This is a genomic window from Mucilaginibacter sp. L3T2-6 (assembly GCF_030519355.1).
GTDB lineage: Bacteria > Bacteroidota > Bacteroidia > Sphingobacteriales > Sphingobacteriaceae > Mucilaginibacter.
Genome location: NZ_JAUMKC010000015.1, coordinates 14,388 through 33,208, shown reverse-complemented (window position 1 = coordinate 33,208; position 18,821 = coordinate 14,388). Strand labels below are relative to the sequence as shown.

Genomic DNA, 18,821 nt, shown 5'->3' with positions numbered 1-18,821 from the left:
GTTTCAAGATAAAGTTATCAAATCTCTATAAATGCAAAAAGCTTTATGCAGATATTTTACGGCATAAGGAAGCCAGACTATTTAACCAGCCTGTTAATACCCGCTTTTTTTAGCTTGGCAATAATGCCGGCGGCAATCAGTTTACCCTGTGTGTTGCCTTTATCAATGCTTTCGGGATAATGGATGCCTCCATAAAATCTTGACATCGAGGCTTCTGCGGCGGCTTGCCTGAACGAGGTAAACGAGCGCTCGCTGCTTCCGAAAGGAATTTCGGTATTATCGGTGTATTCAAAATTATCACCCAGTAAATAGGTTAGCACTTCTGCCGCTGCATTTGAAATAACAGCATGGCCACTGGTGTATTCCGGGAAAGGCGGTGTTTGTAATATGGGTTGCCATTTAACATCCATGTACCGGTTAATATAGGTTTCAGGGCGGATGCGGTTGCTGTCGTATTTTTCTTCCCAGCAGCTTATAAAAGCATCCATCAGGGTAATACCCTCAAGCGTAAGCACCACAACCGAATTGTCAAAGTTTAGTTTGGCTTTCCTGGTCACCAGTCCGGCAATATGCATCCAATGCCCGCCCGGACTAATCTTTTTATAGCCTATCATCATGTGGCCAGATGTTGTAATAGCAAAAGGATTACAGTCCCAAAACATCGCCTGGTTAATTTGTTCAGTGGTTAAGTGTTTCGATACATCATAAACTGCCTTTACCTGCCTGTAAAATGCCGAAGCGGTATCTTTACTGAAGGGTATGAGCGGATCGGGTTTGTATTGGTTGGCTGAGTCGATAACCATAGTGCGGATAGTTTTCCAATTGGGTTCAACAGCCTCAAAATATCCCGGCGGTGTTGGGTACCATTTACTCTCGTCCTGAATAGGGGTATATCTTTTCAATGCACTTAATTTACTGTAGTGGTCGGTCCTGGAAAAGTCTACAGCTGCTGCCGCTGCGATTTGAGCAGCCTTTACCGAATTATTTATCACGGTTTGCTTTACGCCAGTTTTTTGCACTGTCCGGATAAAATTTTCCTCGTCATCTTTCAGCATGAACCCTGAAGGGAGGAGTGATTTACCAATTTCAAGAATGCTGTAATATGCGGCAATCTTCGGATCATATTTGATGTGCAGAGTATCCAGCCCGGCGTTGTGTTTATAATCCTTTACGAACGATTCAAGGGGCGGGATGCTCTTGTTATTCGCCGCTGCCAGGTTATAGGCGCCTAACATGCAGTAAGCATAATAGCGTGCGGCGACCGGCGGGTTGGTTACATCATGCACCATTACCATGGTTACCGCATTTACAGCGTGATCGGGTTGTAGATAATCCGGGAGCTCTGCCTGTTTGTTTTGGGCAAAACAAAAGGCGGCTGATGTAAAAAAAAGCGCTGTAAAAAGAGTATAAAACTTCATTGTTCTTTGTAAAATTTCAGAGGTTCGCCGGCAGTGCCGATAACCAGGTACGGAACTTTATCTATAGTTGTTTCAATGGCCGATTTTACATCATCCGTAACTGAAAGGCCTGATTCTGGCTGGGTGATATAGGTAAACGTTCCCTTTCCATTTCCTGTTAGCAGGCAGCCATAATTGGCGTCTATGCTGCCTACTTTAAGTCGGTTATCTGAGTGGTTGCCCAGCAACAATACATCAGCGAACCCATCGTGATTAAAATCGCCGGTAAGTATTTGGGTAATCGGTGCAAACTGGGCTTCAACGGGTAGTGGCGCAGCGGTAAATTTGCCGTTGTTATTAATGAAAAGTGTCGTTTTGACGTTGTTGATGCTGAGCTTTTTGGCTTTAGCAAGTTCACCGGCATCAAATATTTCGTTGATGGTTGCATCGGCATACATCTTATACGAGCTAAAACGCCTCCGCATGGGATAAATTTGATCGTTCAATTCATCGCGGCTTACAAATGGATAGCTTTTGCCCTGTATATAAAAACTAAAGAACGGGTCTATCGAGCCATTGTTATCAAAATCCGCATAATACATTTCGGCAGGTTCGGCAGCCGTTGCATGTATCTGCGAGTTGGTCCCCAGATTACCGGCTATTAAATCCGGCTTACCGTCTCCATTTACATCTGCAAAGGCCAGTTTAAACCAAAACCCGCTTTGTGGGGTATTAAAGTAATCCGATGTTTTGTCCTTAAAGCCTTCAGGAGTGTTTATCAGCACGGTTATCGGCATAAATTCCCCGCATAAAACCAGGTCTTTGCGGCCATCACTATTCAGGTCTATCCATTGTGCATCGGTTACCATTCCGATTTTAGCGAATGAAAAGTCAGCCGCTTTAAACTTGCCTTTTCCGTCGTTTACCAACAGGTAACTCTGCGGTGCAACCGGGTATTGGCCGGGAATCACTCTTCCTCCAACAAACAGGTCAAGGTCGCCGTCACCGTCGAAATCACATGCCTGCACACACGATTTGCTGTTGGCATTAAGTACAGGCAAGGTGTTTAGCGATAATACAAAGCGGTTATCACCTTCATTCAAATATAGTTCGTCCTGCAAGTCAGCAGTATTAGGCTCATATAACGAATAACCTCCTTTTGCAAGATACAGATCGGGCCTGCCATCGCCATTGGCGTCAAAGAATGTTGCGGCAGCGATCGTACCGATGTTTTCCGCCCCGCCTCTTAGCAACTTCACGGCGCGGTACTTTCCGCCCGCCTCCTGTAAATAGATTTTACCTGGACTATCTTTATCGCCGCTAATATACAAATCCTCCAAACCATCGCTATTTACGTCAGCTTTGGCAATAACCGGCGCCGTTTTGGAATACATAAAAAGCATCAGCAATTGGCGCTTAAAATCATTTATGGTGATTTCTTCGGGTTTAAAATCAATTATCGGGCTGGCGGGCTTAAAAATAGTTTTCTTGGGGGCAACCGAGCTATCTTCATGTCTTTTATCGGGCTGTTCAGCAATAACAAGCAGTTGATCAGCTTTAACATTTGTTAGCATCTGCACAGACTGATCCGGCCAAATAATGCGGACCGAATCGACCGATGTTTGCTTACCCAATCCAAAATTCAACGTGGTGGATACAGCCGACAGGTAGCCCCGGTTACGGTTAACTTCCTGGTATTGCAAATTTCCCGGCGAGTACACATATACTTTTGCTCCGATGGCGTCAGTGTTCTTAGCGATTCCTTTTAGCTTAATGGCCAGGTAAGAAGTGTTACCGCTCTCGCGGCTCGTATTTTGATAAACCGAAGCCTGCTGATTGATGTTATTCACCACCAGGTCCAGGTCGCCATCATTATCCAGGTCGACGTATGCCGCCCCGCTCGAAACGGTTGCTTCGTTAAGTCCCCAGTCAACTTGTTTGTTGCTAAAAGTAAGGTCGCGGTTGTTTTTAAATACATAATTCGGCAGCTTTGTCGAAGGCATGGCCATAATCAGGTCCATCAGCCTGAAAGGTTCAGCAGCCATCGCTTTTTTGATTTTATAATCGCCCCAGTAGCGTAAAAAATCCTTATTGGTGTAGTCTCTTAAATAGCCGTTGCTGATAAATATGTCTTTATAGCCGTCGTTGTCAAAATCGGCTATCAGCGGGCTCCAGCTCCAGTCGGTGTTCGAAATGCCCGCCAGCTGTGCTATCTCGCTGAAGGTATTGTCCCCATTGTTTAGCTGGAGCATGTTCCGCATATATTGTTTATAGAGGCCCTGCGTTTCCATCAGCGCAAAAGACTCATAGTTTTCTTCCAGTTGAAGCGATTTTTGCCGGTGGTTATCTTCCGGCAGCATATCGAGTGTCAGTATATCCGGCAAGCCGTCATTATTAAAATCGGCAATATCCACCCCCATCGAGAAGTGCGACATATGCCTGAGCATGGCCTTTGATTTTTCGGCAAAGGTGCCGTCGTGGTTGTTGATGTAAATATAATCAGGCTCATTATAATCATTGGTTACATAAATATCCTGCCAGCCGTCTTTATTAATATCGGCAATGGCTACGCCCAGACCGAACGTAAGGGGATTTTGAACTATTCCGGCTGTTTTTGACACATCGGTAAAGTGCCCGTTATCATTTCTGAATAATTTATTACTGGCCAGATCATCTGTTTGATTTTTGTAACGGGCCAGCTCCATATTATCCAGTTTTTTTATGTTATGGTTCAACAGGAACATATCCAGGTCTCCATCATTATCATAATCAAAAAAAACAGCCTGTGTACTGTATCCGGGGTCGTCAAGGCCGTATTCTTTGGCTTCGTCTTTAAATTTATTATTCCCCAGGTTTATAAATAACTGGTTTCTGCGCCTGTCATCGCCGGTTTTCCCGGAGTAGCATATATAAATATCCAGTAAACCATCCCCATTTACATCAGCCATGGTGACCCCGGTTTTCCATGAACCCGGACGGCCCTGCAGGTCAGGGCTTGCATCTCTGGTGATGTCCTTGAACTTCATGTGCCCAAGGTTCAGGTACAGCTTGTTGGGCTGCATATTAGCAGTGAAGAACAGATCGGGCAGACCATCGTTGTTAATGTCGCCTGCGGCCACGCCGCCGCCATTGTAAAAGTATTCGTATGAGAGCACGTTAAGCGCTTCAGTCTCGTTAATGTCATTACTGAACTTTATATTGGTTTCCCTGGCATTTAGCAGCTTAAACAGAGGTTGCTGAGCATTCGCCGTAAAATAGGTACAGCAAAAAACTCCTGTAAGTATTTGGCCAATAATAAAAATTCGTTTCAATTAGTCAGGGCTTAAATGCAGCGACTATTGATGGTACACAGGTCGCAGCAGGTTAATATAAGTTAAAACAAAAGGTTTATAAAACAGACAGGGAGAAATTAGCTTCTCCCCATCTGTTGAATTATTCAGCAAATTTATTTATCCCAATAAACCCGCGCTGTGAAGGTGTCTCCTCCCAGCTTTTGAACAGCGGCGGCATAATTTACGCCGTTTGTTGCAGGTAAGGTAACCGGGTACGGAATCCTTCTTGGTATGCTGGTAGCAAACTGATTTGGATAAGAAACAGGAGTAATTGCAGGATATCCTGACCTTCTCCAGTTCGACCATGCTTCGTTGAAGTTAAATGTCGTAGATGTTTCAACAAAGTATTCCATGTTTATTTGTTCCAGTGCAGTAGCCGGCACTAAAGGATGCGCAGCCACATAAGCGGTTATGCTTGCGGATGGAACTGAAGTTGTACCGAATTGCGCCAAAGTTTGCATATCAGCAGTAAGCGCATTGGCATAATGCGTAGCTGCATCACCAGTTGCCCAACCCCTTGTAGCGGCCTCGGCTAACAAAAGCTCAGTTTCGCCATAGGTAAGGATGAAGTTATAGCGGTTACGGTCGTCATAAACAGCAAACTGCGGGCGCGAATATTTGCCATCGGGCGCTGCGGCGTCGCCTGCAACGGCAGGGTCTGCCGGGGTTGCACCGGGATAGCCCGGAGCTTTTGAAATATCGGTTGCACCGCCTTTTTGGTCATAACCGTTAGGCATACCAATTTGAAGCGCTGCTGTATTGATACCAGGCGCCTCGTTTTCATTGGCTTTTTTTCCGGTACCGGTTGATATTTCGCCGATAGCGCTGATGCGCGGATCGTTACTTGACTGCATAAAGCTCATCAGGGTATTTGACCATCTTACTTCTCTAAAGTCATCGGGAACCAATAATGCTGCAGCATCGCTATTACCATTACCGTTTGCATTATCGGCCTTTACTTTTGCGTTGTCATCAATTGATGTCATGGTACCGCCGGTATATGCTTTCTCGGCATACTTCTGTGCAGTAGCGGGGTCAACTTTTGTAAGGCGCATAGCGGCCCTTAGCATCAGCGAATAACCCAGCTTTTTCCATTTGGTTATATCGCCGCCGTAAAACAGGTCAGATGATGGTTTGTCTTTTGCCGGGTCAAGGGCTGCGGTGGCAGTTTCAAGTTGAGACAACATTGAAGTGTAGATGCTCTGCTGGCTGTCAAAAACGGGCGTTGTTATGCCTGTTTTTGCTTGCCCTTCCTGCGAAAAGGGAACATCGCCGTAGGCATCTGTAATGCGCTCCAGTATCATCATTCTTAAAATGGTACCGCAATTATCCAGGTTGGTATAGGCCGGATTCCCTTTTATCAGGTTTTTCATCTCATCAATAAGCGTTGATGAGCCATAGCTGGTATTCCAGGTGCGTGAAAAATAATCCCTGCCGCTGCCTGCGTAAACATACTTATCGCCATTGCCATAGTAATCATACGTAGAAGCCAATGATTGCACCCACATGCTTTGAAACAGCAACTGATCGTATCCTGTGTTCGAGAACTTTATCTGCGCCTGCGCCATCAAATAATTGGCGTTAAATAAATTTGCGCTTACTTTAGTAGGATCCGTATTTATTTTTTCAAAGTCTTTAGTACAACCCGCTATAAGAGTAGCGCCTGCAACCAGGCAACTATATATAAGTCGTTTTTTCATCTTTGTTATTTTTTAAATTTGAAGTTTAGATTAAAGCCATACGTTCTCACAGCTGGCACGCTTGTGCCTTCAATACCTGCATAATTGATGCCTGGTGCAAAGTTCGATTCAGGGTCAATATTGTCAGTATGCTTCATAATTGTCCAAAGGTTTCTTGCTACAGCCGACAAGGTTATAGAATTGAATGGTGTGTGTGCGATAGCCTCACTTGGGATTGTATAACCAAGTGTTACCTGGCGCAGTTTAATAAAGCTGCCATCCAAAACGTTCAATGCCGACACGTTGCGGGCTAAAGTCTGGTAGTAAGTTTCTGCAGGTACATTAGTGGTATTTTGCGCGCCCGACTCAGTTACACCAACACCAACAACACCGGTTTCGCGGCCGGGAAGCGTCATCTTGTTCTCACCGCGGAAGATGCTGTAATAGTTGGTTGCTGATAACACTTTATTCCCGAAGCGGTAATCAACCAGGAATGAAAGGTTGAAATGCTTGTAGCTGAAATCGTTGTTCAAACCACCGTATATTTTAGGGGTTACACTGCCCATTGCTATACGTCCGGTAGTTTCTGCATTACCGGTTGCATCGAATATGATATTTCCACTGGCATCGCGTTTGTAGTCGTTAGCCATGATCTGCGGGCCTGGCATGCCTTTAACAAAGGCGGTGGTAGCATTTAGCGGACGATAAGTACCTAAGCCGATATTGTTTCCGTTGGCATCTGTTGACAATACCTTGTTCTTAACGTAGGTAAAGTTAAAAGATGGGGTCCAGGTAAAGGCACCAACAACCGGCGAGCCATGGATTTCAACCTCAATACCTTTATTCTGCATAGATGCGGTGGCCACGTATGCGTTGGTATAACCGCTTGAGATATCTATACTGCTGTTAACGATTTCGTTTTTGGTTTTCTTATCGAAATAAGCCACATCCAGGCCGAGGCGATCCTTAAAGAATTTAAGTTCCGTACCAATTTCAAACTCACTTAAGGTATAAGGTTTTAACAGAACGTTTGGTAATTGGTTGCTAAAACTACCTGCGCTAACGCCGTTTATTGCGTTGGCTACGCTATAGTAAATCTGGTTACTGTAAGGATCTGCACCGCCGCTGGTCTGTGCGTAGGAAATACGCAGTTTTCCGAAGTCGAGGGCGCTGATATGTGTAAATTCAGAAAAAATAAAGCTGGCTGATACCGAAGGCGTAAAGATACCTGGCCCTACAGCCTTAGAAATACTGCTGTAATAGTCATAACGACCGTTGGTACTCAGCACCAGGAAGTTCTTTATACCAAAATCAGCGGTATAATAAGCTGAATTCACCTGTAGCCTGTAAGTGTTGTCCACATTGCCGCTGGTTCTGGTTTGTCCGTTCGACAGGTCATAGAAGTAAGGAATGATCAGGTTATTGGCATTAATGTAGGTTCCGCTGTATTGATTTTTGCGGATGTTACCACCTAACGACAAATCCAGATTTAACAAGTCCTTAACTAAATCATGCTTGGCGCCCAACAAAACGTCGGCATTAAACTCCCTTAGTTGAGTAGTTTGAGTGTTCACACTGCCATTGTTTCCCGAATTATAGGCTGTACCGGTAGGCGTAACACCAAAACGGGTGTCGTTAATTTTATCATAACCTAAGCGGCCCTGAACATAAGCCCATGGCGTAATAGCATATTTAGCCGAAATTGAAGATATTAAACGCTCTCTAGTGGTGTTGCTTATAAAATTATAAGCAGCAAAATAAGGATTGGTTACATAAACGTCGTTAGTGAACGATTGCTCTGTTCCATCAGCTTTTGTGCCTGGGGCTAAAATGCTCTGCGCCTCATTTGGTGCTAAAAACTGCACGTTATTCGGGTTGCCCGGGCCGTCACTTAAGCCTGAACGGTTTTTCTCGTTATCCAAAATGTAATTGGCAACCAGGTTTACGTCAAGATTTTTAATCACAGTTTGGGAACCGTTAAAGTTGAACGTTTTCCTGTCGAGACCGCTGTTTGGCGTAATGGCATGGTTATTCAGATCGGATAATGATAAGCGGAAAGCGCCTGTTTCATTACCGCCGGTTAAAGCAACAGTGTTGGTAAAGGTGTGACCGGTTTTGTAAAAATGCGTCCAATCGTCGCTGGTCTTTGAGTAGGCATAGCTTTTGCCGTCAAATTGAGGTACTTGTGAGCCATCCAGTTTGGCACCCCATGCAAGGCTGCCTGAACTTAATGCATCAGCAGCATTTACCGGTTTTTTTCCGTTTTCGCCCTGGCCGTATTCTGTTTGGAAGTCGGTATTATTTACAACCTTGTCTGCCTGGAAGTTAGAGTTAAATTCCACACCGAATCCAGAATTCTTTTTCCCCGATTTGGTAGTGATTAAAATAACACCGCCTGTAGCACGTGTACCGTAAAGTGCGGATGCAGACTGGCCTTTTAAAACGGTGATACTTTCTATATCATCAGGGTTGATGTTGGCAATACCATCGCCATAATCAGCACCGCCCCACTCGCCCGACTGTCCTCTTTGGGTGTTGTCCATGGGCACGCCGTTGATCACAAATAACGGACCCTGGGTTTTACTGGTACTGGTTACTCCGCGAAGCAATATACGCGCGGACGAGCCTGCACCGCCATTGGTACCGCTAATACTTAAGCCGGCCACGCGGCCTTCTAATGAGTATGCTACGTTGGGTTCTTTAGCTTTATCTATAGCGCTTCCGTTAACAGTTGTAATGGCATAGCCTAATTTTTTTTCATCTTTTTTGATGCCTAAAGCGGTAACAACTACTTCATTTAAGCTTTTGGCCGATACGGTAAGTTTAATGGTCAAAGTAGTTCTGCCGGCGAGTGCAATTTCCTGCGTTTCGTATCCTAAGAAAGAAACTACAAGTGTAGCATTGTCCGGAACGCTGATAGAGAAATTTCCCTCGGCATCTGTTACAGTGCCTACAGTAGTTCCTTTAAGACGGATTGAAACACCGGGGGCCGGCAGGCCGGTCTCATCCAAAACCTTACCGGTAACGGTTACGTTGGTTACAGTTTCATTTCCGGTGGTAATTACAATCAGGTTGTTTGCAAGCACTGTAAAGGAATATCCTGAATTAGCCAAAACCTTTTTAAGTACCGAAGTAACTTCTTCGTCCTTAACGTTAAGATCAATCTTGTTTGTTAATGGGATTTTTCGTTCACTGAAAACAAAACGGTAATCAGTTTGCCGCTGGATTGCCGCAACGATTTTTTTGAAATCAGCAGATTTGGTGGTTATCGTGACTTTTTGCTGCGAATAGCCCGAAGCTATCGATTGCAGGCTGAATAATACTATAAAAAATAGCGTTAATTTCATGATTAACATAGACTTTAATAGCCAATATTTATCTCTTACACCCAAAGGGTGTCTAAAATATTTCATATTTTTACTTAATTAAAGGTGGTTGATTAAACGTGACAGTCTGTTCGAGAGACTATCACAATTGTTTACTGGTCATCGTCTTTTTAACGGGGATTGCCTGTTGGTGATTCCCGTTTTTGTTTGGTTGAGTAATTTCATTGTTTCATAGGCTGATTCATTTTTTTGAGTTAATTAAGTTAGTTGGTTAATAAATATTTACATTACGATTTTTCTCCTTGTAGGAAAAAGGTTCTATCATTTGTAAGGCCGAAAGGGCCTGGTCAAGACTTTCCCTTTCAAAAATCCCGGTAAAGCGATAGTCTTTTACAGTCTCGGTTTTAAACTTTATTTTCACGCCATACCAGCGTTCCATTTTATTGGCCAGCTCGGCAAAGTCTTCATCCTTAAACACGAGTTTGTTATTGATCCATGAAGTTTCCACCACAGTGGTATCGTTTGATTTAAAATAGGTGGCGTTGGATAATTTGTAACTCTGTTTTAAATTGTCATGCGCTTCAATTGTCTGTCGCTTAGTTCCCTGCTGTCTCCGGGTATTGGTTTTTAAAACAAATTTGTCGTTTGGCTTAAGTATAATCTTATCTGAAGGCCTGTCTGAAAGCGTCACCTCAATTGCGCCCCTTATTAACGTTGTTTCGCTGGTAATGTCATTTTGGTACGATTTAACATTAAAAGCGGTGCCCAGCACTTTAATACTCATTTTGCCTGCATGTACTATAAACGGATGCTCATGGTCTTTTGCTACTTCAAAGAACGCTTCGCCGCTTAAATATACTTCCCGGGTTTGCCCCGAAAACGCCGGCGGATATTTTAGAGTTGTTTCTGAATTAAGTGTGACTACAGTTCCATCTGTCAAATAAATTTTGGACTTTTCACGGCTTGGGGTTGTTGTAAGTTCTAACACCGTATTTTTTATTGGTTTAAAACTATACCGCGAAGTGTAAAAAAATACAGCAACAAACAGAAATGCCAGTATTACAGCAGCGATTGCACAAATAAAAATGAGCCTTCTGATCCCCCTGTGTTTCTTTTCGCCAGGATTTTTCTCCTCGTCTTCAGAATAATTTATCTTACTTTTTACTTTATCAAACAGCAGTTTAGCGTTGGAATGTTGTACCTGGTCGGGCACCCAATAGTCTTTCAACAAATTATATTGACTGCGGCATTCCGCATCATTTAGCAGCCGGTTAAGCTCTTCCTGTTCTTCCATATCTATCTCGCCGGATAGCTTTTGTGCAAGCAGTTCAATAAATCTGTCTGTTACCATTCAATTCCAATAATCCTTGCGGATATAGTGAGGACAATAGTTTTTTTAAAAATGCCTACAAGCTTTTTAAATTTTTTTTGAAAGTCGCAGAAATTTATAATTCGAAAGGGGAAGGCTCCCTGATTGGCTGCTTCGAAGACGTTTGATGGGCAGACAAAATAATGCTTAATTTTTTAATGGCCCTGAATAACTGTGTCTGAACGGTGCGTGGAGAGATGTTCAGGATTTCAGCTACCTCTTTATATTTCATCCCGTCTTCTTTTATTAATTTAAAGACGATGCAGGCCTGCTGAGGTAACGAGTCGATTGCCTTATCCAGCAAAAAGTTTAATTCTTTTCGTTCAAGTTCCTTTTCAGGATTGAACGTATTGATAAATTCAACTTCATCAGATTCTTCCACTTGTACCAGGTGGATATTTGAATATTTTTTAAGGTAATTGAAAGACTGATTTTTTACTGCAACAAAAAGGTAGGTTTCGGGGTTGGCTATTTCCAAAAGGTTCTGCCTGTTCTCCCAGCACTTTACAAGAACATCGGCCACGATTTCTTCCGCGGCTTCTTTTTGCCTGATATAAAATACGCTGAATTTAATCAGCCTTGTATTCATAACATAAAACAGCTGTTCAAAAGCTTTAATATCGCTATCTGAACAAACCCGATTCCACAGGCTGGGAATTGTTGCTGTTTCAATTTTCAATACGTGTCAGTTATTAGTAGAATTATATGCAATGTAAGAACTTTGCCGTTAAATCAAATATTTTTTAATATCATTAATAAACTTATGTTCATCCGCATAAGAAAAATAATATTGCAAACTAAGTTCTTTTATTTAAATTTAGTGTAAAAGTTACAATTAAAAAATAAAATCAACAAATTGTAAAGTCTGTTGTGTACATTCAGTAGAAATATGAGGATCAGGAATAACTCGTTTAGTGGTGTGAGACCGTTTCTGCTGAGCAGCCTTTTTATATTGATAACATTTATCAGCCTGAATTCATTTATACAGAAAAGCGGGAAACAGGATGATGAGGGAAAGAAGTTATTTACAGCTTACTGCTCCAGTTGCCATATGCTGCCGGAGCCGGCCAGCCTTACAAAAAGCATCTGGAAAAACCATGTATTACCCATTATGGCCGCCAGGATGGGGATTATTTATCCTAACTATGACCCATTCAGTGGCCTTTCGCAGGAGGAAAAAGACATAGTAAAAAAAAATAATATCATTTTTGACGGCCCGGTACTGGAGGAGGATAAATGGAAAAAACTGGTGCAGTACATCCTGGCCAATGCACCTGACAGTGTTTGCCTGGACAGTACGCGGCTAAAGCGCGACAGTCCGTTAACCCAATTCGTAAGGGAGGATATACAGGTTGAAGCTGAAGGCCCTTCGTTAATTACCGGCCTGAAATATAATTACGAAACTAATACCTTATGGATAGGCAATTTTTTTAACCAGGTATTTACCTGGAAATATAATACAGGCGTAACCAAAACCATCAAAGCCAACAGTCCCGTTGTCGATTTTAATTTTTATCACTGCAGTACTTATTTTACCGAAATTGGGAAGCTTTATCCTACAGAACTAAGCATCGGTGATTATGCCAGGTATAACGATACCATCGTTTCGCCATTGCTTACCCCATTGCACCGCCCTGTACATGCCGAAATAGAAGATTTGAACAATGATAACACTCCGGAAATAGTAATGTGCAACTTCGGCAATAAAATAGGGACATTGTCGCTGTATAAGAAAAACAAATCAGGCAAGTACACCGAGCAGGTTTTATTGAAGCTTCCCGGAGCGATTAAATGCTTTATCAGAGACATGGATGGTGATGGTAAAAAAGACATATTAGCCATGTTTTCGCAGGGCGACGAGAGTGTTTACATCTTTTATCAGAACGGTGACCTGGACTTCAAGGCAAAAAGGGTGCTGCGCTTTCCGCCCAATTATGGCACTACAGATATGGCGCTGGTGGACTATAACCACGATGGACTAATGGACATTATAACCGTGCATGGCGACAATGCCGATTATTCGAACATATTGAAAGCCTATCACGGCATACGGATAAACATCAACCAGGGTGCGGGGACATTCAAAGAAAAATTCTTTTACCCCATATATGGCGCTACAAGGGTGGTAGCCGAAGACTTTGACAAGGATGGTGATATTGATTTTGCCGTCAGCTCATTTTTTCCTGATTTTACCAGGCTGGTTGATGAATCGTTTATCTATCTTGAGAATAAGGATGAAACTAAGTTTAGTTTTAAGCCTTACACGCTAAAAAGCGATGTCCCCCTAAAAACGCTCACCCTGGAAAAAGCTGATATTGACGGGGATGGGGATACTGATATCATTGCCGGCAACTTTGCGCAAAGCCCCGGCGCTGTGCCCCCTAACCTCGACGGGAAATGGAAGGCTGCAAAATACGGGATAATCATCTTCAAGAATCAGCTTTATAACCCTGGAAGATGACAGCGCATGCCAGTGTTAACGGCAGGTTTCGTATAATATGGGGTGCTAAATAGACATTTTTGCGGGTTGATTTAGACAAAGCTTTAAGCTTACCTTTGTGCAAACAATAGATATGAAACATGCAACCATCGTTTACCCGGCAAAGCGCAGCGGCTACAGCACCCTGGCCTGCATAACCGCAGCTTTTGAGACGTTCATTACCGCCAATGCCTATCGCCGGAAAAACGGCGAAACAGATCTGTTCTCAATAGAACTGGCCGGAACCCTGGGGGCTGAAGATATTTACGGCGGCATGTTCACTGTACGTCCGCAACGTAATATCTCGGAAATATCCAAAACAGACCTTGTTATCGTGCCATCCATGGATACAGACTTTAGCCAGGCATCGCCGGAAGATAATGCCTTAATTGAATGGGTAACAATGCAATACAAACAAGGTGCTGTGGTTGTGAGCATTTGCTCCGGCGCATTTATGCTGGCCGCATCCGGGCTGCTCGATGGAAAGAGCTGTTCCACTCACTGGGCGCATGCAGATGATTTCAGACGGCAGTTTCCAAAAGTAAACCTGATGACCGATAAGCTGATAACCGACGAAAATGGTATCTGTACAAATGGAGGGGGGTTTTCCTTCCTCAATTTGATGATCTACCTGGTAGAGAAGTATTATGATCGCGAAACAGCCATCTTCTGTTCCAAAAACCTGCAAATTGAAATGGACCGGAACAGCCAGTCTGCCTTTTCCATTTTTACGGGGCAGAAACTTCATGGCGATAAAATGGTGGAGGACGCGCAGAAATATATAGAAAGCTCGCTGAGCGAAAGGATCTCGGTTGAGCAACTTTCCTCAAAATTTGCCATTGGCAGGCGTAATTTCGACAGAAGATTTATCAAGGCCACCGGAAATACGCCCCTGGAATATGCGCAGCGGGTAAAGGTAGAGCTGGCCAAAAAAGAACTGGAGGTGAGCCGGAAAACCATTAACGAGGTAATGTATGAAGTTGGATACTCCGACCAGAAAGCCTTCCGTGAAGTTTTCCGTAAAATTACCGGGATGTCGCCGCTGGAATATCGGAGCAGGTATAATAAAGAGGCGGCAAATTAGCGATACGCATGATTTGGGAAGCTGGAAATTAAGTATGCAGGTGCGCGAATCAGCATAAAAGCCGTTTCTTTTCCCCAAAAACGGCTTTTGCGATTCTGATCAGGCTTATTTCAGTCCCTCGTCTAATTTCTTATTCAATTCGCTCACCGTTTTTTGAGCCGCTGCTATTTTGCCGCGTATTTGGGTTGTTTCGCCATTCACATTGATATCCGTCATCTTATCAATCGCATCCACATACCATTTCGCCCAAACGTCAATTTTATGCCTTTCGTCAGCCGCCGGAGAGCCGCCCTTTATAGCTTGCAGTCCCAATTGATATTCAGCTTGCAGCCGGTCAGTAGCATCTTTTTGCAGTTCAGTAACCAGCGCCAGGGTGGTGGCTTCGTTAGCGGCGGTTAGGGTATAAGCTGTAGCCAAAGCGCTTACGCCGCAGTTTTTCATTTCCCAGGGAGACACCTTATCCAGCCGGTCGGCGTCGGTATGGTAAAATACATCGGTAAAATGCCACATTAGCAGTCCGGGTATTTTCGCTTGCAGGAATGGCGTATGGTCGCTACCGCCCTCAAAAGGATTGCTTTTTACAACCCAGCCATTTTCTTTTCCCTGTTGTTTGCAACGGTCCAGCACCAGGTCATTAAAATAATGCGGGAACATATCTTTTTCTGATAGAGCACGGCCGCCCCATTCAGTATGCTTGTCCTCGCCGCGTGTCCAGATGGCGGACGGATCGGGCATTTTTTCGATCAGGAAGGTACCACCTGTTTTTTTTGTGTCTTCGCCTACCATGTCCAGGCTCATGCCCCATAATATGCCCTTGGCGCGTTCAGCGTTTTCCTTGATATATCTTGCCGTCGAACTGATTTCTACACCCCACAGAAAGGTGATGGTGCGCTCCGGTGTAAATTTTTTCTGGTTGATCAGCTCTGCGGTTACGCGTGCCATTTCAGCCAGCGTGCCCACGCCGCTGGCATTATCATTTGCCCCGGGCTCCTGTACGTGTGCGCTGAATACAAAGCGCTCGCCGGGTTTTGCTGCGCCGCGGGCGTTGGCAACCAGCGTTAGTTCCTTTGAGGCGTACATTTTCGATTCGGTTATCACATGCACCTTAACCGGCCCCTTTGCAAGGGCGGCTTTCAGCCGTTCCTTTGCCTGGTACGATAGCAGTATACCGAAATTATGACTCAGCGTATCGTCGTTCCTAATTCCGCCGAATTGTATGGAATTTACATTTTTTTCCGGCTGCGTGTAAGCCGGCATATTATAACCAAATGCACCCAAAGCGCCATTCTTTACTGCTGCCGAATAAACCTGGCCGGTTGATGTTTCAGCGAACACAATCTTGCCTTTTACCTTTTCGGGAGATAGGTTTTTAAGCTCGCTCCTGTCAACATATACAACTTCAGCGGTAACACCGCCCGCAGGTGTGCTGCCGGAGTTCATAGCCAGCATATTGCGGTTGGTTGCAAATTTCAATAAAGGTTGTGACTCGCCCTCTATCGTCACTTCGGCGTTTATCGGATCCCATGCCGGCTGGCGCAGTTCGCGCGTTTCCAGCCGGTAGGTTAGGGGGCCGTCCGCTTCGCCCTTTACCTCTTTTTTAAACCCCGCCGCCTGCAAAATTTTTTCTACCTCATATATGCTTTGGTTAAAACCAGCATTGCCCGGCACACGCCAGCGCTGCTCCACAAAAGCAACGGTTTTAAAAGCATTATTCTCGTTAAACGTTTTTCTTAAAAGCGGATAATAGCTGTCGACAGTATTTGAGGGTTTTTGTGCACAGGCAAGGCCGGCACAAAGTATCAATGTAGCGGAAAGTATATTTTTTAGCATGTTTTGTTTCTTGCGGTAAAGTAAGGGCTTTTTGTTGGGATTATGAAGTGGTGAATGAGTACAGCAGGTACCTTATAAAGGTTGACAGATGGTTTACAGTTTTTTGATAACTTTTGGAGATATGTTACTGAAAATCAGTGTTTTAATGGTTGCAGATATGGTTGCACCTGTAAACCTTTAGAAATTTCATGAGGTATTAATTAAATAATTGATAATCAATAAATTAAATTGAAATTGGTGTTTTGTTATTGCAGACTATTTTTAGAAGTTTTAATCGGCTTGCTGATGCGCTGCTGCAACCGGCCCCGTAGCCCGGTCATAAAAATCATTTGTCTGGTACCGCAACTGATCCCGCAGCGTTTGGGCTTTTTTCTGCAATACCGGAAAAATTTCTCCGGCCAGCAGCAGGTCGTGCCAGTTGCCAATGGCGGTTTGCACTTCGTCTAAATAGTCCTCGCTTACCGGCATGTTTAATATATGCCTTACCAATGGCAGGTTATATAACAGTACTTTTATCCGTTTGCGCCCGGTATGCAGCTCTTCGTCGTTCGGGTTATTGTTAAACACTTCTGCCACCGCGCGCAGCTCTTGTTCATAAAACAAAGTTAATTTAATGTCTTTTACCGGTCTTAGTTTTTTCAGCAACGACTTTTTGGACCGGCGGATACGTTTTAAATGTTTTTTCTTATCGCGACAAAAAAGTACAATGGCTTTTTCCATCTGATTTTCCTGGTCTGCAAGGTAGCCCGGGCCGGCTTGTTCCTGTTTGCCGAGTTCCAGGTGTTGATAGCAATCTCTTATTTTGCCGCCCGGCTTATATATCTTGCGAATGGGCTTTAAGCTACGCAGTAACCGGGCACCCCTTGATGCCTGTCCGGCCATTTGCGCCAATGCACGCAACTTTTTTACCGAGGTACGAAACCGGTGCAGCTTTTCCTGGTCACCCTTTTTAATGAAGGACAACAGTGCGCGTTTTGCCGATCGGATGTTTTTGGTTGCGGCTTTTTTTAAATGTTTTTGCTGCATTAATAGTAAAGTGGCAGGAAAGGGAATTGTTTGGAGATGAGTAACATGCAATAATCAAAATCATGCAATTTAGTAACGACCGTCATTTGAGGCCGGAGAGGTACTAAGTTAAGTTTGTACTCAACTGGTTTATCTCATTATTAAATCACTCCGCCATGAAAACTCAATCAACTTTTATTTTGGGAGTCGCTTTGCTTTTAAGCAGCACCTCCTGTATGAAGGACTTCCACAAACCCACAACTGTAACGGTAAGCACGTTTGCCGGCGGTGCTACTGTGGGAACAACCGACGGAACCGGTACCTCAGCCAGGTTTTACAGCCCGGAGGGAATAACGGCAGATGCCGCCGGCAACTTATATGTAACTGACGACTGGACCGGCAATATCCGTAAGATAAGTCCAAAGGCTGAAGTCACAACCATCGTTAACAACGGGCCGATAAACATGGACGGCAGGGGCGTTTTCTTTTGGTACCCGGCCGGCATAGCAATAGATGATTCCGGGACATTATATATAGCCGACAGTCAATATAGCAGGATCCGAAAGGTGAGCCCGGCCGGCGAGGTAACAACTTTTGCAGGTAGCGGTGTTCAGGGGTTTGCCGATGGACCAGCAGCTAGCGCTAAGTTTTATAAGCCAAGAGGGGTGGCCCTGGATGCCTTCGGCAATCTGTACGTTGCAGATCTGGATAATAACCGGATTCGTAAAATAAGCCCCGATGGTATAGTAACAACGGTGGCAGGAAGTGGCGCAGGCGGTTCGGCCGATGGTAAAGCCGCTGAAGCCACTTTTAGCTCGCCATACGATGTAGCAGTAGATGCTATTGGGAATGTATATGTGGCAGATACATATAATAACCTGATCCGCAAGATTAACCGGGGAGGAATAGTCAGCACGCTCGCAGGAAGCGGCGCCCAGGGTGCAGCCGATGGCCGGGGGGCTGCAGCTTCATTTAACCATCCTACGGGTTTAGGCTTAGATTTCTTTGGTAATATATACGTGGCAGATCGCAGCAATTATAAGATACGCAAGGTTACCCAGCAAGGCTTAGTCACTACAATAGCAGGCAGTGGCGAATTTGGATCGAACGACGGCCCTGGCAACACTGCTACCTTTGCAGGCCCGCGTGACGTAGCTGTAGACATAATTGGTAATATTTACGTTACCGATGACAACACACTTATCCGTAAAATAGTCATCAGATGAACGATACAATGTATCACTTCAAATTTCAGACCGGTGAAGGCTTTAGCATCTTTCCCGGCGGCTTTAGCTATCTGGTTATACTGTTACTAAACAA

11 protein-coding genes are annotated in these 18,821 nt (G+C 44.3%); 3 read left to right on the top strand and 8 right to left on the bottom strand.

The features are described from left to right. Positions 1-77: 77 nt before the first annotated feature. The 6 genes from Q3W13_RS16460 to Q3W13_RS16435 all read right to left on the bottom strand — a co-directional run bounded on the left by Q3W13_RS16460 (position 78) and on the right by Q3W13_RS16435 (position 11,782). Positions 78-1,418, bottom strand: a complete 1,341-nt coding sequence (locus Q3W13_RS16460) for a vanadium-dependent haloperoxidase (RefSeq protein ID WP_302865581.1) — start codon at positions 1,416-1,418, stop codon at positions 78-80. Beyond that, the gene (locus tag Q3W13_RS16455; RefSeq protein WP_302865580.1) at positions 1,415-4,708 is read right to left on the bottom strand and encodes a VCBS repeat-containing protein; all 3,294 of its coding nucleotides are present in this window, start codon (positions 4,706-4,708) and stop codon (positions 1,415-1,417) included. Before Q3W13_RS16455 ends, Q3W13_RS16460 begins: the two co-directional genes overlap by 4 nt. Positions 4,709-4,842: 134 nt before the next feature. After that, complete coding sequence (locus Q3W13_RS16450; RefSeq protein WP_302865577.1) at positions 4,843-6,429, bottom strand: SusD/RagB family nutrient-binding outer membrane lipoprotein; 1,587 nt, start codon at positions 6,427-6,429, stop codon at positions 4,843-4,845. 5 nt (positions 6,430-6,434) lie between these two features. Then, positions 6,435-9,755, bottom strand: a complete 3,321-nt coding sequence (locus tag Q3W13_RS16445) for a SusC/RagA family TonB-linked outer membrane protein (RefSeq protein WP_302865574.1) — start codon at positions 9,753-9,755, stop codon at positions 6,435-6,437. A 250-nt stretch (positions 9,756-10,005) separates the two neighbouring features. After that, on the bottom strand, positions 10,006-11,085 hold the full coding sequence (locus tag Q3W13_RS16440; protein ID WP_302865572.1) for a FecR family protein: 1,080 nt from the start codon (positions 11,083-11,085) through the stop codon (positions 10,006-10,008). A gap of 94 nt (positions 11,086-11,179) precedes the next feature. Beyond that, positions 11,180-11,782 carry an RNA polymerase sigma-70 factor gene (locus Q3W13_RS16435; protein WP_302865569.1) on the bottom strand — a complete coding sequence of 201 codons (603 nt, stop codon included), beginning with the start codon at positions 11,780-11,782 and terminating at the stop codon, positions 11,180-11,182. 240 nt (positions 11,783-12,022) lie between these two features. Between Q3W13_RS16435 and Q3W13_RS16430 the strand changes: the two genes are divergently transcribed. Continuing rightward, positions 12,023-13,564, top strand: coding sequence for a VCBS repeat-containing protein (locus Q3W13_RS16430; protein ID WP_302865567.1), 1,542 nt, complete (start codon positions 12,023-12,025; stop codon positions 13,562-13,564). A gap of 112 nt (positions 13,565-13,676) precedes the next feature. Next, positions 13,677-14,666 (top strand): GlxA family transcriptional regulator, encoded by a 990-nt coding sequence (locus Q3W13_RS16425; RefSeq protein WP_302865566.1) that lies wholly within the window; start codon positions 13,677-13,679, stop codon positions 14,664-14,666. Positions 14,667-14,771: 105 nt separating this feature from the next. Here the strand turns inward: Q3W13_RS16425 and Q3W13_RS16420 are convergent, their stop codons facing one another. Together Q3W13_RS16420 and Q3W13_RS16415 are read right to left on the bottom strand one after the other, a co-directional pair. After that, entirely contained in the window at positions 14,772-16,496 is a 1,725-nt protein-coding gene (locus Q3W13_RS16420) for a M28 family peptidase (RefSeq protein ID WP_302865565.1), read from the bottom strand. Between the two features lie 270 nt (positions 16,497-16,766). Next, positions 16,767-17,522, bottom strand: coding sequence for a CHAD domain-containing protein (locus tag Q3W13_RS16415; RefSeq protein WP_302865562.1), 756 nt, complete (start codon positions 17,520-17,522; stop codon positions 16,767-16,769). A 155-nt stretch (positions 17,523-17,677) separates the two neighbouring features. Between Q3W13_RS16415 and Q3W13_RS16410 the strand changes: the two genes are divergently transcribed. Further along, entirely contained in the window at positions 17,678-18,727 is a 1,050-nt protein-coding gene (locus Q3W13_RS16410) for a hypothetical protein (RefSeq protein ID WP_302865561.1), read from the top strand. The last annotated feature ends 94 nt before the right edge of the window (positions 18,728-18,821 follow it).